This window comes from Photorhabdus sp. RW14-46, from assembly GCF_963887965.1.
In the GTDB taxonomy this organism is placed as follows: domain Bacteria; phylum Pseudomonadota; class Gammaproteobacteria; order Enterobacterales; family Enterobacteriaceae; genus Photorhabdus; species Photorhabdus laumondii.
The window spans coordinates 163,060-180,657 of record NZ_CAWPHH010000004.1; the positions used below are offsets into that span (position 1 = coordinate 163,060).

Genomic DNA, 17,598 nt, shown 5'->3' on the forward strand with positions numbered 1-17,598 from the left:
CATGATAAAAATTTATTCTCTTTCTAAAAAACTTTGTGTAATACTTACATGGCTACTTGGAGATTAACTTAAATCTAGAGGGTATTATAATGAATCGTACTAAAATTGTACTGGGTGCAGTAGTTCTGGCTTCTACTCTGTTGGCTGGTTGTTCAAGCACTGCTAAGGTTGACCAACTGACTTCTGATATTCAGACTCTGAATGCAAAAGTTGATCAACTGAGCAATGACGTGAACGCAGTACATACTGACGTTCAAGCCGCTAAAGACGATGCAGCTCGTGCGAATCAGCGTCTGGATAATCAAGTTCGTTCCTACAAAAAATAATTTTTTGTAATTATGTACAAAAATGGCACACAGTCCATCTGTGTGCCATTTTTTTATCATCAGATTCTGTCAGGTAAATATTCGCAGACTTCCTTGTCCGCAATAAAATATTAATTTTCCCGATAGATTGGCCCAGGCTGATATAACGGCGGTAATTTAAACGATTCAGATACATCGTTATTCACTGCCTGTTCTGCACCTTTAACATCATCTTCCATCGGCACGATATTCTCTTCTGGATTCTCTTCTGGTAAGTCCTGTTGTGTTTCAGGCTCTATACCTTTACTTACCAGCACTGGCATACCAGAACGACGTACCATCGCTTGTTCAACAATATTCTTATCTGTCTTGTTATTATCAATGAACTTGTTCAAATCGGCTGAGCGGACAATAGGTAATGTCTGTGGATTATCATCCTCTTTTTTAGACAATGGCTGATGTACTTCAATATAACGCTTACCACTTGGTTCTACAGAATACTTAACCGCTTCATTGATAATCTGTACTCGTGTTCCACGAGGAACGGCGTTGAATAACGTTTCAATATCATCAGGACGTAAACGGATACAACCGGAACTCACCCGCATACCGATACCAAAATCAGCATTCGTGCCGTGGATCAAGTATTCTCCACGCCCGGCTGCTAAGCGCAACGCAAATGCGCCCATTGGGTTTTCCGGACCAGCAGGAACAACCGCAGGTAAAATAACCCCCTGTTCAGCATAATGTTTACGGATATTCTTAGTCGGCGTCCAAGTTGGATCTTTAATTAGCTGACTCACAGATGTTGTCATCACTGGCGTATTACGACCGAGTTGCCCAATACCAATGGGATACACGATGACGTTGTTTTTTCCTTTAGGAAAATAGTAGAGTCTAAGTTCTGCAAGGTTAATCACAATTCCCTGCCTCGGTGTATCAGGCAACAACATTTGTGATGGAATAATCAGTTCAGAACCCTGAGCAGGCAAATAAGGGTCGGTACCTGGATTAGCTTCCAGCATTGCCAGTAAACCAATTTTATATTCAGCAGCAATGGCCTCTAAAGAACGTCCATCATCGGGTACAACCAATGTCGTATTTTCGCCAATTAAACGACTATTGGCCGCAGGCAAAGTATATTCTGTGGCACTGACTGTGTTAGTTAGCCCACTGAACAATAACACGCCAATAAACGTTAAAACTCGTTTCATGCTTGCTTCCTGGAATGACTTCTGAATGTTATTGAATAAATTTATACCCGTCATCTTTCAAGTTGCCTCTTTGTTGGCCGTACATATTATCAGTAGCTGAAGAAACGCGTAAGACTGGCAACTAAACCATTTTACTTGTCCTATTTCGGATGGCATGTATCATCGCGTGCAGCCCCTGCGTGCGTGAGGGTGTCAGATGTTGCTCCAAAGACAATTTTCCAAAATATTCAGTCACATCCAAATCCAGAATCTCCTGGGTTGTTTTACCTTGAAACAGAATAAAGACAATCGCAACCAATCCTTTAACAATCGCAGCATCACTATCACCAATAAATTCCACTTTGTTTTGGTGATTCATTCTCAGTAATATCCACACCTGGCTCTGGCAACCTGCGATTAAGTTCTCAGGTTGGCGTTGTTCGTCAGTAAGAGGAGGCAACTTCGCCCCCAGTTCAATCATATAGAGATATCTTTCTTCCCAATTCCGGCAACGGGAAAAATTACGTAACAACTTATTTGTGTCGGGCAAACTTGCCATGACTTTTTCCTTATCACTCTTTCGAGCTATACCTTACTCAACCCAGTAACTGTTCTATTCGCTGCAATGCAACAACAAGTGCATCAATATCTTCTTGCGTAGTATAAATCGCCAATGAGGCCCTACACATACTGGAAACGTGATAATGTTCCATCACAGGAAGGGCACAATGATGCCCGGTACGGATCGCTATCCCATATTGGTCGAGGAAACTTCCCACATCATAAGCATGATGTCGGCCAAGGTTGAAAGCAATAACCCCCTGACGTTGCTCAGGACCATACAATTTCAGGGTTTTGACCTCTTTCAGCCGTGCCATTGCATAATCCATCAGTGCCTGTTCATGCTGCTGAATTTCATCCAGCCCAAGTGAAGTGACATAATCGACAGCAGCACCAAGCCCAATAATTCCCGTAATATTTGGGGTTCCCGCCTCAAATCGCCACGGTGGTTCCGCATAGGTTATCCCCTTTTGCAGGCTGACCTGTTTTATCATCGCGCCACCCCCTTCCCAAGGTGGCATAGCATCCAGCAGGGATTTGCGCCCATAAAGCACACCAATGCCTGTTGGGCCATATAATTTGTGACTGGAAAAAACATAGAAATCGCAATCCAGATCCTGCACATCAACTTGCTTATGCATAATGGCCTGAGCGCCATCGACCAGAATATGTAACCGCCCTTCCTGCTCATCAGCCAGTTTTCTTGCCTGTTTTATGATTTGACGTACAGGATTCACGGTGCCAAGCACATTAGAGAGATGAGTAAAAGAAAGCAATTTAGTCCGTGAATCAATCAAAGAAGCTAAAATTGCTTGATCCAATTCGCCATTCTCATTCAATGGCCATACTCTAATTTCAAACCCAATCTGTTCTGCCAGCATATACCACGGAACGATATTGGCGTGATGTTCCATTTCAGTAATAACAATATTATCGCCATTATTGATAAACTTGCGGCCATAACTGTTAGCAATCAGGTTAATCCCTTCCGTCGTACCTTTGACGAAGACAATTTCTTCATGACTTTGAGCATGAATAAATTGCGCTATCTGGTAGCGCACATTTTCAACCATTCGAGTAGCCGCAGAGCTCAGGGTATGAATTCCCCGGTGAACTGCCGCATACTGGTGCAAACAAAATTCACTTTCTCGTTCAATAACCGAAACCGGCTTCTGAGCACTAGCAGCACTATCAAGATAAACCAGTGGATGCCCATTAACCTGTTGAGTTAATACCGGGAAATCTTGCCGCACCTTTTTTACAGAAAAAGTCATCTTTCCACTCTCGCTAAACGGTGCTTAATGTGTTTCATAACAATAGCCTTCAGGGATTCATCTTCAATAGATTCAGTCAGCTCCGCAGCAAAAGCAAATACCATCATATGCTCTGCATCGCGTCGGCTGATACCGCGTGATTGCAGATAAAACAGTTGCTCTTCATCTATCCGACCAACAGTCGCACCATGACTGCATTTCACATCATCAGCGTAAATTTCCAGTTGGGGTTTGGTATCCACTTCTGCTTGTTTGCCTAACAACAAATTGTTATTGGTCATTTGTCCGTCGGTTTTCAATGCGTGAGGAGCCACTTTAATCATGCCGTTAAATACCGCTTTGCTCTGATCCATCACAATGGTTTTATGCAACTGACGGCTTTCACAATGTCCCTTATTATGTTCCAAATAAGTACGCGTATCGGCAACCTCTTTTCCTTGCGGCAACAGTAAGCTGTTCAACGACAAATTGGCCCCTTCGCCATTCAACTTAACGCTGGTATTGTGTCGGCCAAGCCCTGAGCCTAATAAAAAGCTGGTACTTTTTACTTGAGCATCACGACCAATCACAATATCGTTATGGGCAAAGTGATAGCTTGCGCTGTTCTCAACCCCCAGTTTTATATGGGTGAAATGAGCATTATCCCCCACTTCCGCGGTTAATCGGCCTCCTGTCATATGAGGTTGTTGCCCATCAATACTGACGAAATGTTCAATCACGCTGGCGCTCGCATTCGTGCCTACAGCAATGTGGTAGCGGTAATGACTGCTATTCAACGCTTCACTACAGTGACTACTGGTTATATTCAGCAAGTAAAGGGGCTTTTCTGCCACTTGCCCAGCCTTTAACGTAATAACCAAAGGCTGTTGGGCCAAACTCTCTGTCAAATGCAGAAAAATCTCACCCTGTATCGGTGCCGGAAGCCCACTTTTGTTATCCAGTAAACTGAGCTGATATGGCCCAAATTCACAGGAACTCAGTAACGGTGAAAAACAACCATTCACCATCACGACACGCCAACAATCCATTGAAATCGCTAGCTGTTCACATTGTGCTACTGTCAATTCCCAAGTTTTGCTGCTGTATTGCTGATTTAACAATTTATCCAGCGGCGTATAACGCCAATCTTCATGTCTGAATTGAGGAAAACCGGTTTTAATGGCTGTCTGCCAATGCAAACTGGCATGAAATGAATCCTCACCATGACGGCAGTGGTACAAATCAGCAAAACGTGCTAATGCTTGCTGGTTACGTTCTGCAACTTGCCGCACCTTTTCAGTTCGTTCACTGTTGGTCAATAAGCCAGCCATAACCTTGCTCCTCCAACTTTTTCGCCAGACTGAAATCACCGGATTTAATTATTCTTCCCTGATAAAGCACATGCACAAAATCAGGTTTCACATAATCCAAAATACGTTGGTAATGGGTCACAATAATGAATGAACGATTTGGAGCACGTAGAGAATTCACACCATTAGCCACAATTTTCAATGCATCAATATCCAGCCCTGAATCTGTTTCATCCAGAATACAAAGTGTCGGCTCCAGCGCGGCCATTTGTAGAATATCGTTACGTTTTTTCTCACCACCGGAAAAACCAACATTAACTGAACGTGTCAGCAAATCCGGTGGCATATCTAACAATTCAATTTTTTCTTCGATAAAATCGGCAAAATCAAAGCGATCCAGCGGCTCCTGATGGCGATATTGGCGGACAGCGTTCACTGCGGTTTGCAGGAAAAATTGATTACTGACACCCGGAATTTCCACCGGATATTGAAACGCCAGGAAAATCCCCTCACCAGCTCGCTCCTCTGGCTCAAATCCAAGTAAATTTTTTCCTTTAAAAGTGATTTCACCATCATCGATTTCATACTCTTCACGGCCAGCTAACGTTGCTGATAATGTACTTTTACCGGAACCGTTCGGCCCCATAATGGCATGAATTTCACCCGGTTTAACGTCAAGATTTAATCCTTTTAGGATTTCATTACCTTCAACACTGACTCGTAAGTTTTTAATACTTAACATATTACATGCCTTCGAACGACTTAACGTTCTGTCATAAAAAAGGGAAACAGGGAAAACTCATCCGACACTGTGTTCAAGGCTGATCGCCAGCAATTTTTGTGCCTCAACGGCAAATTCAAGGGGAAGTTCAGAGAACACATCCTTACAGAACCCATTAACAATCATAGAAATCGCATCATCTTCACTGATGCCACGTTGCAAACAATAGAACAATTGATCCTCACCAATGCGGGAGGTTGTCGCTTCATGCTCCAGTTGCGCCGTATTGTTCTGTACTTCCACATAAGGGAATGTATGTGCACCACATTCTGTACCAATCAACATGGAGTCACATTGGGTATAGTTACGGGCGTTTTCTGCTCCCGGCAATATTTTAACCAACCCACGATAACTGTTCTGACTACGGCCAGCAGAAATGCCTTTTGAAATGATGGTCGATTTGGTATTACGGCCAATGTGGATCATTTTGGTACCGGTATCTGCCTGCTGAGTACCGTTAGTCAAAGCCACGGAGAAAAATTCGCCAATCGAATTATCCCCTTTCAAGATCACACTGGGATATTTCCAAGTAATTGCGGAACCTGTTTCCGATTGAGTCCAAGACATTTTGGCATTTTCGCCTTCACATAATGCCCTTTTAGTGACAAAGTTGAGAATTCCCCCAGCACTGTCACCACCGGAAAACCAGTTCTGGACAGTGGAATATTTCACTTCGGCATCTTTATGGATAATCACTTCGACAACAGCAGCATGAAGCTGATAGCTATCACGCACCGGTGCAGAACACCCTTCTATATAGCTGACATAACTGCCTTCATCAGCAATCAGGATAGTACGCTCAAATTGGCCCGTTTTCGCCGCGTTGATACGAAAATAGGTGGACAGTTCCATTGGACATCGGACGCCTTTTGGCACATAAACAAAAGTACCATCAGAAGCCACTGCGGCATTCAACGCGGCAAAAAAATTATCGTGGCTTGCAACCACACTGCCGAGGTATTTACGGACCAATCCGGGATATTCCTGTATCGCTTCACTAAATGAGCAGAAAATAATCCCTTCTTTCGCTAACTTATCCCGATAGGTCGTTGAAACAGAGACGGAGTCAAAAATAGCATCTACCGCAACAGCTTCACCTTCCCGTACAGGAACACCCAACTTATCAAATGTTTCTTCAATTTCCGCGGTTAAATAGCTATTAGCTTGCTCCGACCCTGTCCCTTGAACAGCACCAGATTGTGAATTGCAACTATCACTACAAGCACCGCATGAAGGTGCTGAATAGTAACTGTAGTCCTGGTAATCAAGATTAGGATAATTCGCTTTCAACCAATGGGGTTCTTCCATTCCTAACCAATGGCGATAAGCCTCCAACCGAAATTCAAGCATCCATTCGGGCTCATTGCGTTTTGCGGAAATAGCCCGCACAACATCTTCACTCAAACCTTTGGCTAGCTCATCCGTCACTACCTGAGTAAAGAAGCCTTCTTTATAGCGATGATCGCTGAGCCAAGTCTGCACATCATCACTGATTTCTACATTGCTCTGAGACATATATTGGTACACTTATATACCAAAGCTTTCACCACACCCACAGGCATGTTGTGCTTTTGGATTATTGAATTTAAATATCTGATTTAAGCCTTCACGAACAAAATCCACTTCAGTCCCATCAATAAATGGCATTGCCTTCAGAGGAACATATAGACACGCGCCTTCATTTTCATACCTCAGATCATCAGGTGCGGGATCGTTAACCATCTCAAACACATAGCCAAAGCCGGCACATCCCGATTGCTTAACCCCCAGATATAACCCTTTGCTTTGTGGGTTTTGCTGCATCAACTTTAAGATCTGCGCTGCGGCTCTCGCGGTGATGGTGATTCCTTGCCATGCGGTTTCATTCAGAGAAAAGGTTTCAACACTGTTTGTCATAGTTGACCTCACATTTATTCTATAGCTATTCTTGCCGCCGTTATCGGAGTGCTCTCCTCCTGTATAATGGTAATGATAACCTTTATCACTTCAACCATTTGTTTTAAGAGGATATACCTTGATCAGCCCAAATTTTATACAAATACGATGATTTATGTTCATTTCACATGAAGGTATATCTTTAATTTATTGTTTTATCTATAAATTATTAGTTTGATCAATTGTGCTATATTTTACTTATTAGCGTAAAATAAAAGCACAAAAAGTTCATCAGAAACACTATTTGATGTGAACTTTCAGATATACGGGAAAATAGTTCCTTTCCCAGTATGAAAATAGCAGCCAACCAGATAAAATTGACATAGTTAGCCGAAGATGCAAAATAGAGATTGTCATTATGATCATAATATATAGAAATAGCATTTCTATTTAATTGAGTAAATTAATCAAACGCATTAAAAAACAATTTTATCTATATATACCCTATGGATTTCAAGTTGCATCGCGACGACAAGGGAACGAATCCCCGGGAGCATAGATAACGATGTAACCGGGGTGAGTGAGTGCAGCCAACAAAGAGGCAGTTTGAAAGATGACGGGTATATTCCATTTTCAACACGCCTTCCTTTCTTTATTAATAGCTTTATTAGCTGGTTAATTTAATTCGAAGGTATTACATGACAATAATAAATATTTTCAAGATCTTGCATCTTATATGAATAAAAGTATACTGCCTCCGGGTGCTTGAGACTTTCTGTCTTAAGCATTATGTTTCAGGCAGAAAGAGAAAAGCCCCATCCGACTATAAATCGAAATGAGGCTACCCCTATGCCTAGCAACGTAAGGCTAGCCTCTTACCTGATAAAAAGCAAGGAGAGAAGGCTATGAAGCCGCAAAAAATCGCAATATTTAGTTTGATCATTATTTGTGTGACATTACTCATATTCACGTGGATAACAAGGGGTTCAATCTGTAAACTCCATATCAAACGAGGTAATACAGAGGTTGCGGCAATCATGGCTTACGAATCCAGCGACAGGTAAGGCAACCTTAGGCGGGAGGTTTTTACTCCCGCCCTTTTAGATGTTGTTATGACTTGGTTCTCAGGCACCCTTCATATTTAAGCGGAATTAAGCATAAATTAAAGCTACTGAAACTCTGGCATTCTTGGATTCACATAATAAGTGCAACATCGTTAACCGGAGATGTAAAATAGAGGTTGTTATTATATATTTTCTATTTAATCAACTCAATTAATCAAACGCATTAAGAAACCATTTTATCTATATATTCTATCATCAACATTCCTTCCTTTCTTTATTAATAGCTATACTGGCTGGTTAATTTAATTAGAAGGTATTACGTGACTATAATAAATATTTTCAAGATCTTGCATCTTATATGAATAAAAGTATACTGCCTCCGGGTGCTTGAGACTTTCTGTCTTAAGAATTATGTTTCAAGCAGAAAGAGAAAAGCCCCATCCGACTATAAATCGAAATGAGGCTACTCCTATGTATCAGCAACATAAGGCTAGCCTCTTACCTGACAAAAAGCAAGGAGAGAAGGCTATGAAGCCGCAAAAAATCGCAATATTTAGTTTGATCATTATTTGTGTGACATTACTCATATTCACGTGGATAACAAGGGGTTCAATCTGTAAACTCCATATCAAACGAGGTAATACAGAGGTTGCGGCAATCATGGCTTACGAATCCAGCGACAGGTAAGGCAACCTTAGGCGGGAGGTTTTTACTCCCGCCCTTTTAGATGTTGTTATGACTTGGTTCTCAGGCACCCTTCATATTTAAGCGGAATTAAGCATAAATTAAAGCTACTGAAACTCTGGCATTCTTGGATTCACATAATAAGTGCAACATCGTTAACCGGAGATGTAAAATAGAGGTTGTTATTATATATTTTCTATTTAATCAACTCAATTAATCAAACGCATTAAGAAACCATTTTATCTATATATTCTATCATCAACATTCCTTCCTTTCTTTATTAATAGCTATACTGGCTGGTTAATTTAATTAGAAGGTATTACGTGACTATAATAAATATTTTCAAGATCTTGCATCTTATATGAATAAAAGTATACTGCCTCCGGGTGCTTGAGACTTTCTGTCTTGAGCATTATGTTCTAAGCAAGAATTATGTTTCAAGCAGAAAGAGAAAAGCCCCATCCGACTATAAATCGAAATGAGGCTACTCCTATGTATCAGCAACATAAGGCTAGCCTCTTACCTGACAAAAAGCAAGGAGAGAAGGCTATGAAGCCGCAAAAAATCGCAATATTTAGTTTGATCATTATTTGTGTGACATTACTCATATTCACGTGGATAACAAGGGGTTCAATCTGTAAACTCCATATCAAACGAGGTAATACAGAGGTTGCGGCAATCATGGCTTACGAATCCAGCGACAGGTAAGGCAACCTTAGGCGGGAGGTTTTTACTCCCGCCCTTTTAGATGTTGTTATGACTTGGTTCTCAGGCACCCTTCATATTTAATCGGAATTAAACATAATTACAGTCACTGAAACTTTAGCATTAATTGATATATACCCAATGGATTTCAAGATGCATCGCGACGGCAAAGGAGCGAATCCCCTGGAGCATCGATAACGATGTGACCGGGGTGAGTGAGCGCAGCCAACAAAGAGGCAACTTGAAGGATAACGGGTATATCAGCATTTATAGATTTTAGTAAGAATTTTCAATTAGATCTTTCCCTATTACAGTATTAATTCTTTTAAGATAATTCACCATTTCTATTCATCAGACATATACAATCAAACAACCCATAATATTATAAAAACACCCACAAGCTCCATAAATATACTTCTTAAAGGTTATCATAACTCAATTCAATTACCGCAAAAGGTAACTTTTATCTATAAATTATTAGTTTGATCAATTGTGCTATATTTTACTTATTAGCGTAAAATAAAAGCACAAAAAGTTCATAAAGAGGCATGATTTAAGATAGGGTTTAAAATATACCGGAGAATAATTTATCCTCCGGATTAAAATAACAATCAGCCAAATAATAATTAGGAAGCCTTGCCGCTTTAAAAAAAATAGTTCAAAGCTGACAGCTAACACATTCAGAAACTATTTTATCTATATATACAGCCCTTAACTGTCTTTCTTTTTTATCATTAACAGCCTCACTAGCCGCCAATTTATAATCATCAGGAAGATGATCTGAAAAATAATTCAGTTTTTCCTTAAGTAAGGATATATTTATAATATTTTTATTTCTAACATTACTTACAATAGACAAGAATAAAGTAAAAAAATTAGCTTTATTCAACCAATAGGATTTACTAGTAAATTTCATTTTTAATATAATATAAGCTGTTTTTTCAAAATTATCAATAAGCTCGTCTTTTTCTTCAAACACATAAGAATAACTATTCAAATAATCATATGTTTTTTCATTCCTATGAAAAAATGAATATAAATACGTTGACATAATATTCAATATATGAATTAAATGTACTTTTCTAATAAAATCGCTTGATGTATAAATGCCTTTCTCCAAAATTAGTTTCCTAAAATTATTAACTTCCTTAGTTTTTGCCCAAGAATAAAATCCTACAGGAATATTTGGATCTTCTTTGAACATAGCTTCTTCATCTTCCATCCAAGATATATCGATCTGATCAGTCAATAATTTCGCAACAAGCATATAATCTGATGTAGAATATTGAGATGCTAATTTTTCTATATTTGTCAAAGAATTTGATGTTCTATTAATTCTCTGAAATATATCATTAACCTTAGGATCGTCATTTTCAAGATCAAGCTCAATGACTGCTATTTCATACTTTAGAAAATTAGCTTTTTCATCACCATCTAATTCATTAAAGTATTTATTTCTCACAGGAAATTTATCATCAATAAATTCCATTATCGCATTTGTTCTTTGCTGTCCATCAACAATACAAGAAACTGTTATCATTCTATCTACATCAATTTTCCCTTTCGATATAAATATCTGAGGAAAAGGATAACCAGACAATATTGTATCAATAAAATCTACTTTATGTGTTTCTCGCCAAACCAAATTTCTTTGAAAATATGCGTCAGGTATTAATTTTTTACTACGAATATCATTCACTAAATTTAGTAAAGAAACTGAGCGAACTCTATAATCTATCATATTACCCCCTCTCTATATTTTTCAATTATATCAGATTGTTTAATTTCAAAAAAGCATTGTGATTGATATATGCCAGCATTTATAGATTTAAATAAACATCTATAATTTTGAGACAACTTGTTAAAAAATGAGAACCAATCTTCTTTTTCAGGGCAATACGGCATTAAATCCGGCCTAAATATTCCTTTAGAAATACAATTTTTATATTGTGCAAATTTACTTCTATTATTCTCTCTATCTTGAGGAAAGTCTCTTATATCTTGAAATCCTTTTGTTTTATAAAAAACAATTTCCGAGTACCTAATAAATAACTCATTACTAATAATCGCAATATCTAAATCAGAATCTCCTGGAGAGAACATAGAAGATTTATATATGCTTTGACCAATTTTTGCAGATCCAACAACATGTATTGACGAAAATGGTATGCAAAATTTAGAGCTAATCTGATTAAATATTTCATATTGTAGCTCTTCATTACTATGAAAAACATGTGTTGGATAGCATAAATATATTTTCCTCACTATTTCATGATGTGGAATATTATTATCTATACCAACATCAATCCCTCTCATATAATCTGCCATTTCTGTTTCAGTTAACATTTAATTTTATAAGATATATGAAAACACAATTTGTACAAATAATAATATTATAAAAACATCAATAATATCTATAAAAAATCTATTTCTTGGAGGATTATCACAATTAAATTTAATACGTAAATAAATAACCATTTCACTTAATAAGTAGGTTATTTTTCTATTAAATAACCTACCTTCATTTTATCCAGGCAAAACTGATGTGGTTAACCGAGAGGTACAGCACAAATGTTGCCGCTCATCAAAAATATCAATTCGCCACACCTGGTGATTGCGGCCAATATGAAGAGGTTTACATACGCCTTTCACTTCACCACTACGAACCGACCGAATATGGTTAGCATTGATTTCCAGCCCAACAACTTTTTTCTCACCTTCGGAACAGAGATACCCAGCTAAAGAACCGAGTGATTCTGCCAGCACAACAGATGCCCCGCCATGCAATAAACCAAATGGTTGACGTGTGCGATAATCAACCGGCATTGTGCCTTCGATATAGTCATCACCGATATGCGTGATTTTTATGCCCAGATGGCCCATCATACATTGGCTATTTACTTGATTCAGGCTATCCAGTCCAATATCACGTTTCCAAATCATGGGATTATCTCCAATAAAGCTTGCAACGGATGCTTAAGTACTTGCCCTTCTATCCGCTTAACCTGACTGCGGCAGGAATAACCGGAGCTTAAACAACGCTCCAATGGTAATTTCTGCAAGGCAGGTTGCCAGGATAACTTATAGATACCAATAGAGTGTTCTATGTTTTTGTTTTCATGACCATAGGTTCCGGCCATGCCACAGCAGCCTACACTGATATTATCCAGCTTGCTACCCAACCGATGGAAAATTTTTCCCCATTGTTGACTACTGCCCGGTAGCATAGTCACTTCGGTACAATGTCCAAATAGATACCATTTATCACCGGATTTTTCTTCATGGTCACTTTTCTCCGGTAAGGTATTAATCAGCCATTCATGAACAAGCTGAACCTCAAACTTTCCACGCTGTTCTCCCAAAATTTCTTTATATTCGTCCCGGTAGCACAGCACCAGCGCTGGATCAACACCCACCATTGGAATACCCAACTCAGCAACCCGGTTCAGAAAGTCTGACGTCTTTTTGGCCGTTTTAGTAAAACGGGATAAGAAGCCTTTGATATGTTGTGCTTTACCGTTTGGAGAAAATGGCAGCAATACGGGTTTATATCCCAATTTTTCTACCAAATAGGCAAAATCAGCCACAACTTTAGCATCGTAATAGCTCGTGAACGGGTCCTGAACAATCAACACATGTTCGTCACGATGAGCCTGTTCCATTTTTTCAAGCTGTTCCAGTGTGGTCGAAAGTGCATAATGACCCGCCAGTTGTTGGGGCAGCGTCGGGCTGGATAACAAGGGTAAATCCACCATGCCGATAGTCCGGCGACTCAATTCTTGTATCCACGGTTGTTTCAGGAAGAAATTGAAGACCCGAGGGACCTTAGCCATTAATGGTGTACTGCTTTCCGCACTCGCCACAATATGATCACGTAAAGGGCGAAAATAGCGGCCATGATATAACTCAAGAAAACGTGCACGAAATGACGGAACATCAATTTTAATCGGGCACTGCGTTGAGCAAGCTTTGCATGCCAGACAACCCGACATTGCCTCTTTCACTTCGTGAGAAAAGTCATACTCCCCACGCCATGCCTGCCAACTATTGTGAGTCTTCTCAATCAACCCACGCAAACTTGGTCGTTTTTGTTCTAATCCCTGTTTCAGTAACGTCGGATCTACCCCCTGTTCAGTTAAAAGACGCAGCCATTCACGCACCAGTGTCGCGCGTCCTTTCGGTGAATGGATACGTTGCTGACTCACTTTCATTGATGGACACATCGGGCTTTTTACATCGAAATTAAAACAGAGCCCATTCCCATTACACTCCATAGCACCACGGAATGTATTCCTGACATTTATCGGAATTGTCCGATCATACGTTCCTCGCTTAACAGCATCGACTTTCATCATAGGGGCATCAACCCCCATCGGCGGACAAATTTTGCCCGGATTCAAACGGTTATCTGGGTCAAAGGCAGCCTTAATTCGGCGTAATTCTTCATACAAGATGCTACCGAAAAATGCCGGGCTGTATTCAGCTCGAAATCCTTTACCATGCTCTCCCCACAACAAACCACCATAACGTGCGGTGAGACTGACAATTTCATCAGAAATCTGTTTCATCAGTATCTCTTGCTGAGGATCACACATATCCAGCGCCGGCCGAACATGCAGCACCCCCGCATCCACATGACCAAACATACCGTAATTAAGATGATGGCTATCCAATAGCTGCCGGAATTCCACAATATAATCAGCGAGATACTGTGGCGGTACACACGTATCTTCTACAAAAGGAATGGGTTTCGCCGCACCTTTACTGTTACCCAACAAGCCAACTGCTTTCTTGCGCATTGCATAAATACGCTCAATATCAGCTAACTCTCGGCAAATTTGATAACCAATAATCCCAGCTTGATTGCCATCCATCAGTTCATCAAGGCGCTGGCAAAGTGTTTCTACTTGCCGGTCTATCAAAGGCTGATCATCGCCACTGAATTCAACAATATTCAACCCCTGCATATCTTTGTTAGGAATATCCGTTATCAATTCCTTAACTGAGTGCCAGACGATATCCTCACGCGCCAAATTCAGCACTTTGGAATCCACGGTCTCAACCGATAATGCCTTTGCCTCCACCATAAAAGGAGCATTACGCAGTGCAGAATCAAATGAATCATATTTCACATTCACCAATCGCCTGACTTTTGGCAACGGGGTAATATCCAAAACCGCTTCGGTAATAAAAGCTAGCGTTCCTTCTGAACCAGTTAAGATACGACCTAAATCAAATTTCCGCATGTCATCACTGAACACATGGCGCAAATCATAACCGGTCAAAAAGCGATTAAGTTTGGGGAATTTTTCAACGATAAGTTCACGTTGTTCACGGCAGCGGCTAAGCACCGTGTTATAAATGCGACCGGTAACCGAATCCTCTTGCGCAATCGATTCCGCCTGGACTATATCCATAGCGCGGGTGTCAAGTAATTCCCCCCCTAATAGAACTGCCCGTAGGCTAAGAACATGATCAGAAGTTTTACCATAAACTAATGAACCCTGACCGGATGCGTCAGTATTAATCATGCCGCCCAATGTTGCACGGTTACTGGTTGAAAGCTCCGGTGAAAAGAAATAACCATATGGACGCAAATATTGATTCAGTTGGTCTTTAATCACCCCCGCCTCAACTCTGACCCAACCTTGCGCCGGGTTAATCTCAAGAATGCGATTCATATAACGGGACATATCCACCACAATGCCGTCATTAAGCGCCTGGCCGTTTGTGCCTGTACCGCCACCGCGTGGCGTAAATGTCAAATTCTGATACTCTTTTTCACCTGCGACACGAGCCAGTAAAACCACATCTGCACTGGATCGAGGGAAAACGATAGCCTGTGGTAAGAGTTGATAGATACTGTTATCTGTCGCCATTGTCAGACGATCGGCATAACTACTGGCAACATCTCCGGTAAATCCTTGTTCCTTCAATGTATCCAAGAACTTCTGCGCCACCTCACTGACGTGCGGTGCTTGTGATATGCGTGGGATCATTATCGTTTTGACCCTTTTAAAATGAGTGTCCACATTGCTCCATTTATACTATCTTTGAATCAATGCCTTAATCAGCCGTAACCATTTACTACCGTTAACTGATTTGTCTGATAAGGCAAGCGTTTACCTTATCATAATATTCACCTATTTTGAGTAACCTATATACCCTATGGATTTCAAGATGCATCGCGACGGCAAGGGAGTGAATCCCCGGGAGCATAGCAAACGATGTGACCGGGGTGAGCGAGTGCAGCCAACAAAGAGGCAACTTGAAAGATAACAGGTATAGATAACATCCTATTTATTCATTATCTTTAGCACCTTAGCGCCACTAACTCCCTGAGAGAAATTAACTTATGGACAAATCTCAACCGTATTATGACCTGCCAAAACTATTATTTACTTTAATTTTCCTGTCACTGTTAATTGTTACCAGCTTTTGGGTGATAAAACCCTTTATCTTCGGTTTTGTCTGGGCCAGCATGGTTGTTATCGCCACCTGGCCATTATTAGAAAAACTACAGGACAGTTTGTGGGGTAAACGCTGGATTGCGGTCTCCATCATGACGCTACTGCTAATTCTATTATTCGTGATCCCTATCGCATTACTGGTTAGTAGCTTATTGGAAAACAGCGCGCCATTAATCCAGTGGACTAAATCCCCCTCTCATTTTCAAATACCGACAATGACCTGGCTGAATAGTATCCCTCTGGTTGGCGATAAACTTTACAGCGCTTGGAACTCACTTATTACTGACGGTGGCAATGTTCTGATAGCTAAAGTCCAGCCTTATGTTGGAGAAGCAGCAACCTGGTTCTTTACTCAAGCGGCAAATGCCGGGCGTTTTGTATTCCATCTCTGTTTGATGGTGCTATTCAGCGTGCTCTTATATCTAAAAGGCGAACAGGTGACGATGAGTATTCGCCATTTTGCCATTCGCCTGGCAAATAAACGCGGAGATGCCGCCATCCTGTTGGCAGCACAATCCATCCGTGCCGTCGCGCTCGGCGTGGTGGTTACCGCATTGGTCCAAGCCATTATCGGTGGTCTTGGCTTGGCTGTTTCGGGCATTCCTTATGCTACGTTGTTGACAGTACTCATGTTTGTCTGTTGCGTCGCTCAACTCGGCCCATTACTGATTTTAGTTCCCGCTGTTGCCTGGCTTTATTGGACAGGTGATACAACCTGGGGAACCGTGCTACTGGTCTGGAGCTGTATCGTAACGACAATGGATGGATTTCTTCGCCCATTTTTAATCCGTCTGGGCGCAGATTTACCTATGGCGCTGATATTAATAGGCGTTATTGGTGGAATACTCTCATTTGGCATGATTGGCTTATTTATCGGCCCCGTTGTATTAGCCGTTGCTTACCGTTTATTAATCGCATGGATGAATGAAGTCCCAGAACCTGAAAATGATTTAGCCGAAACTGAAAAATATCTGGAACAGAAATTTTCAGAATAAATTTTTATGATAATGAATTCTGACTTATATAGCGAAAGAGTGTTAGCTCTTTCGCTAAAGCATAATTTTAATAAAACTTCTCACTTTTCTGAGGTGCTGATTTATTAAATATCATTATTGTGAATAAATTGTTAAAAAATCGTTAAATTTGGCTCATTTTAGCCGTAAATAATACTGAAATTAGGACAATTCTTAATGAATAAACTATTTAACTAAATTAATATAAGTGGGCTATGAACGAGACGTTTATTTCTCCTTTTGATGGTTCTACTTGTTAGAAACGCCTATATTGCTGTGTGTAGTCCTTGCCTATCACGCCCATGATAGGCTTTTTTTTTCGCTATTTTTATACTTTCCCGTAGAACTATAATTAACGACTCAAGTTGTTAAAAAGCCCGCCAT

At 40.4% G+C, this 17,598-nt stretch carries 17 protein-coding genes; 6 read left to right on the forward strand and 11 right to left on the reverse strand.

What is annotated here, in order from left to right; translation table 11 throughout:
• The first annotated feature begins 89 nt into the window (after nucleotides 1-89).
• Nucleotides 90-326 (forward strand): major outer membrane lipoprotein, encoded by a 237-nt coding sequence (locus AACQ38_RS05520; protein WP_011146837.1) that lies wholly within the window; start codon nucleotides 90-92, stop codon nucleotides 324-326.
• Between the two features lie 110 nt (nucleotides 327-436).
• Here the strand turns inward: AACQ38_RS05520 and AACQ38_RS05525 are convergent, their stop codons facing one another.
• From AACQ38_RS05525 to sufA, 7 genes are all read right to left on the reverse strand, one after another.
• Entirely contained in the window at nucleotides 437-1,519 is a 1,083-nt protein-coding gene (locus AACQ38_RS05525; RefSeq protein ID WP_011146838.1) for a L,D-transpeptidase family protein, read from the reverse strand.
• A 121-nt stretch (nucleotides 1,520-1,640) separates the two neighbouring features.
• Nucleotides 1,641-2,057 carry a cysteine desulfuration protein SufE gene (gene sufE / locus AACQ38_RS05530; protein ID WP_011146839.1) on the reverse strand — a complete coding sequence of 139 codons (417 nt, stop codon included), beginning with the start codon at nucleotides 2,055-2,057 and terminating at the stop codon, nucleotides 1,641-1,643.
• Nucleotides 2,058-2,094: 37 nt separating this feature from the next.
• Complete coding sequence (gene sufS, locus AACQ38_RS05535; protein WP_058588583.1) at nucleotides 2,095-3,333, reverse strand: cysteine desulfurase SufS; 1,239 nt, start codon at nucleotides 3,331-3,333, stop codon at nucleotides 2,095-2,097.
• Nucleotides 3,330-4,643: a Fe-S cluster assembly protein SufD gene (gene sufD, locus AACQ38_RS05540; RefSeq protein ID WP_165577629.1), complete on the reverse strand. Its 1,314-nt coding sequence runs from the start codon at nucleotides 4,641-4,643 to the stop codon at nucleotides 3,330-3,332. The genes sufS and sufD overlap by 4 nt, the downstream gene beginning before the upstream one ends.
• Nucleotides 4,618-5,364, reverse strand: coding sequence for a Fe-S cluster assembly ATPase SufC (gene sufC / locus AACQ38_RS05545; protein WP_165577630.1), 747 nt, complete (start codon nucleotides 5,362-5,364; stop codon nucleotides 4,618-4,620). Before sufC ends, sufD begins: the two co-directional genes overlap by 26 nt.
• A 57-nt stretch (nucleotides 5,365-5,421) precedes the next feature.
• A complete protein-coding gene (gene sufB, locus AACQ38_RS05550) occupies nucleotides 5,422-6,918 on the reverse strand; it encodes a Fe-S cluster assembly protein SufB (RefSeq protein ID WP_165577631.1) in 1,497 nt (498 codons plus the stop codon).
• A gap of 12 nt (nucleotides 6,919-6,930) precedes the next feature.
• Nucleotides 6,931-7,299 carry a Fe-S cluster assembly scaffold SufA gene (gene sufA / locus AACQ38_RS05555; protein ID WP_011146844.1) on the reverse strand — a complete coding sequence of 123 codons (369 nt, stop codon included), beginning with the start codon at nucleotides 7,297-7,299 and terminating at the stop codon, nucleotides 6,931-6,933.
• An 884-nt stretch (nucleotides 7,300-8,183) separates the two neighbouring features.
• On the opposite strand from sufA, the gene AACQ38_RS05560 reads away from it, so the two are divergent.
• The 4 genes from AACQ38_RS05560 (at nucleotide 8,184) to AACQ38_RS05575 (ending at nucleotide 10,011) form a co-directional block, all read left to right on the forward strand.
• Nucleotides 8,184-8,342 carry a Hok/Gef family protein gene (locus tag AACQ38_RS05560; RefSeq protein ID WP_071824117.1) on the forward strand — a complete coding sequence of 53 codons (159 nt, stop codon included), beginning with the start codon at nucleotides 8,184-8,186 and terminating at the stop codon, nucleotides 8,340-8,342.
• Between the two features lie 528 nt (nucleotides 8,343-8,870).
• Nucleotides 8,871-9,029, forward strand: a complete 159-nt coding sequence (locus AACQ38_RS05565; protein ID WP_071824117.1) for a Hok/Gef family protein — start codon at nucleotides 8,871-8,873, stop codon at nucleotides 9,027-9,029.
• A gap of 546 nt (nucleotides 9,030-9,575) precedes the next feature.
• Complete coding sequence (locus AACQ38_RS05570) at nucleotides 9,576-9,734, forward strand: Hok/Gef family protein (RefSeq protein ID WP_071824117.1); 159 nt, start codon at nucleotides 9,576-9,578, stop codon at nucleotides 9,732-9,734.
• A gap of 124 nt (nucleotides 9,735-9,858) precedes the next feature.
• Entirely contained in the window at nucleotides 9,859-10,011 is a 153-nt protein-coding gene (locus AACQ38_RS05575; RefSeq protein ID WP_158538198.1) for a hypothetical protein, read from the forward strand.
• Between the two features lie 378 nt (nucleotides 10,012-10,389).
• Here the strand turns inward: AACQ38_RS05575 and AACQ38_RS05580 are convergent, their stop codons facing one another.
• The 4 genes from AACQ38_RS05580 to ydiJ all read right to left on the reverse strand — a co-directional run bounded on the left by AACQ38_RS05580 (nucleotide 10,390) and on the right by ydiJ (nucleotide 15,730).
• Nucleotides 10,390-11,472 carry a DUF262 domain-containing protein gene (locus tag AACQ38_RS05580; RefSeq protein WP_165577632.1) on the reverse strand — a complete coding sequence of 361 codons (1,083 nt, stop codon included), beginning with the start codon at nucleotides 11,470-11,472 and terminating at the stop codon, nucleotides 10,390-10,392.
• Nucleotides 11,469-12,077, reverse strand: coding sequence for a hypothetical protein (locus AACQ38_RS05585; RefSeq protein ID WP_445260616.1), 609 nt, complete (start codon nucleotides 12,075-12,077; stop codon nucleotides 11,469-11,471). Before AACQ38_RS05585 ends, AACQ38_RS05580 begins: the two co-directional genes overlap by 4 nt.
• A 180-nt stretch (nucleotides 12,078-12,257) precedes the next feature.
• A complete protein-coding gene (gene menI, locus AACQ38_RS05590; RefSeq protein ID WP_011146847.1) occupies nucleotides 12,258-12,674 on the reverse strand; it encodes a 1,4-dihydroxy-2-naphthoyl-CoA hydrolase in 417 nt (138 codons plus the stop codon).
• A complete protein-coding gene (gene ydiJ / locus AACQ38_RS05595) occupies nucleotides 12,671-15,730 on the reverse strand; it encodes a D-2-hydroxyglutarate dehydrogenase YdiJ (protein WP_011146848.1) in 3,060 nt (1,019 codons plus the stop codon). Before ydiJ ends, menI begins: the two co-directional genes overlap by 4 nt.
• 356 nt (nucleotides 15,731-16,086) lie before the next feature.
• On the opposite strand from ydiJ, the gene ydiK reads away from it, so the two are divergent.
• Nucleotides 16,087-17,196 carry an AI-2E family transporter YdiK gene (ydiK, locus tag AACQ38_RS05600; RefSeq protein WP_165577634.1) on the forward strand — a complete coding sequence of 370 codons (1,110 nt, stop codon included), beginning with the start codon at nucleotides 16,087-16,089 and terminating at the stop codon, nucleotides 17,194-17,196.
• Nucleotides 17,197-17,598 lie beyond the last annotated feature (402 nt).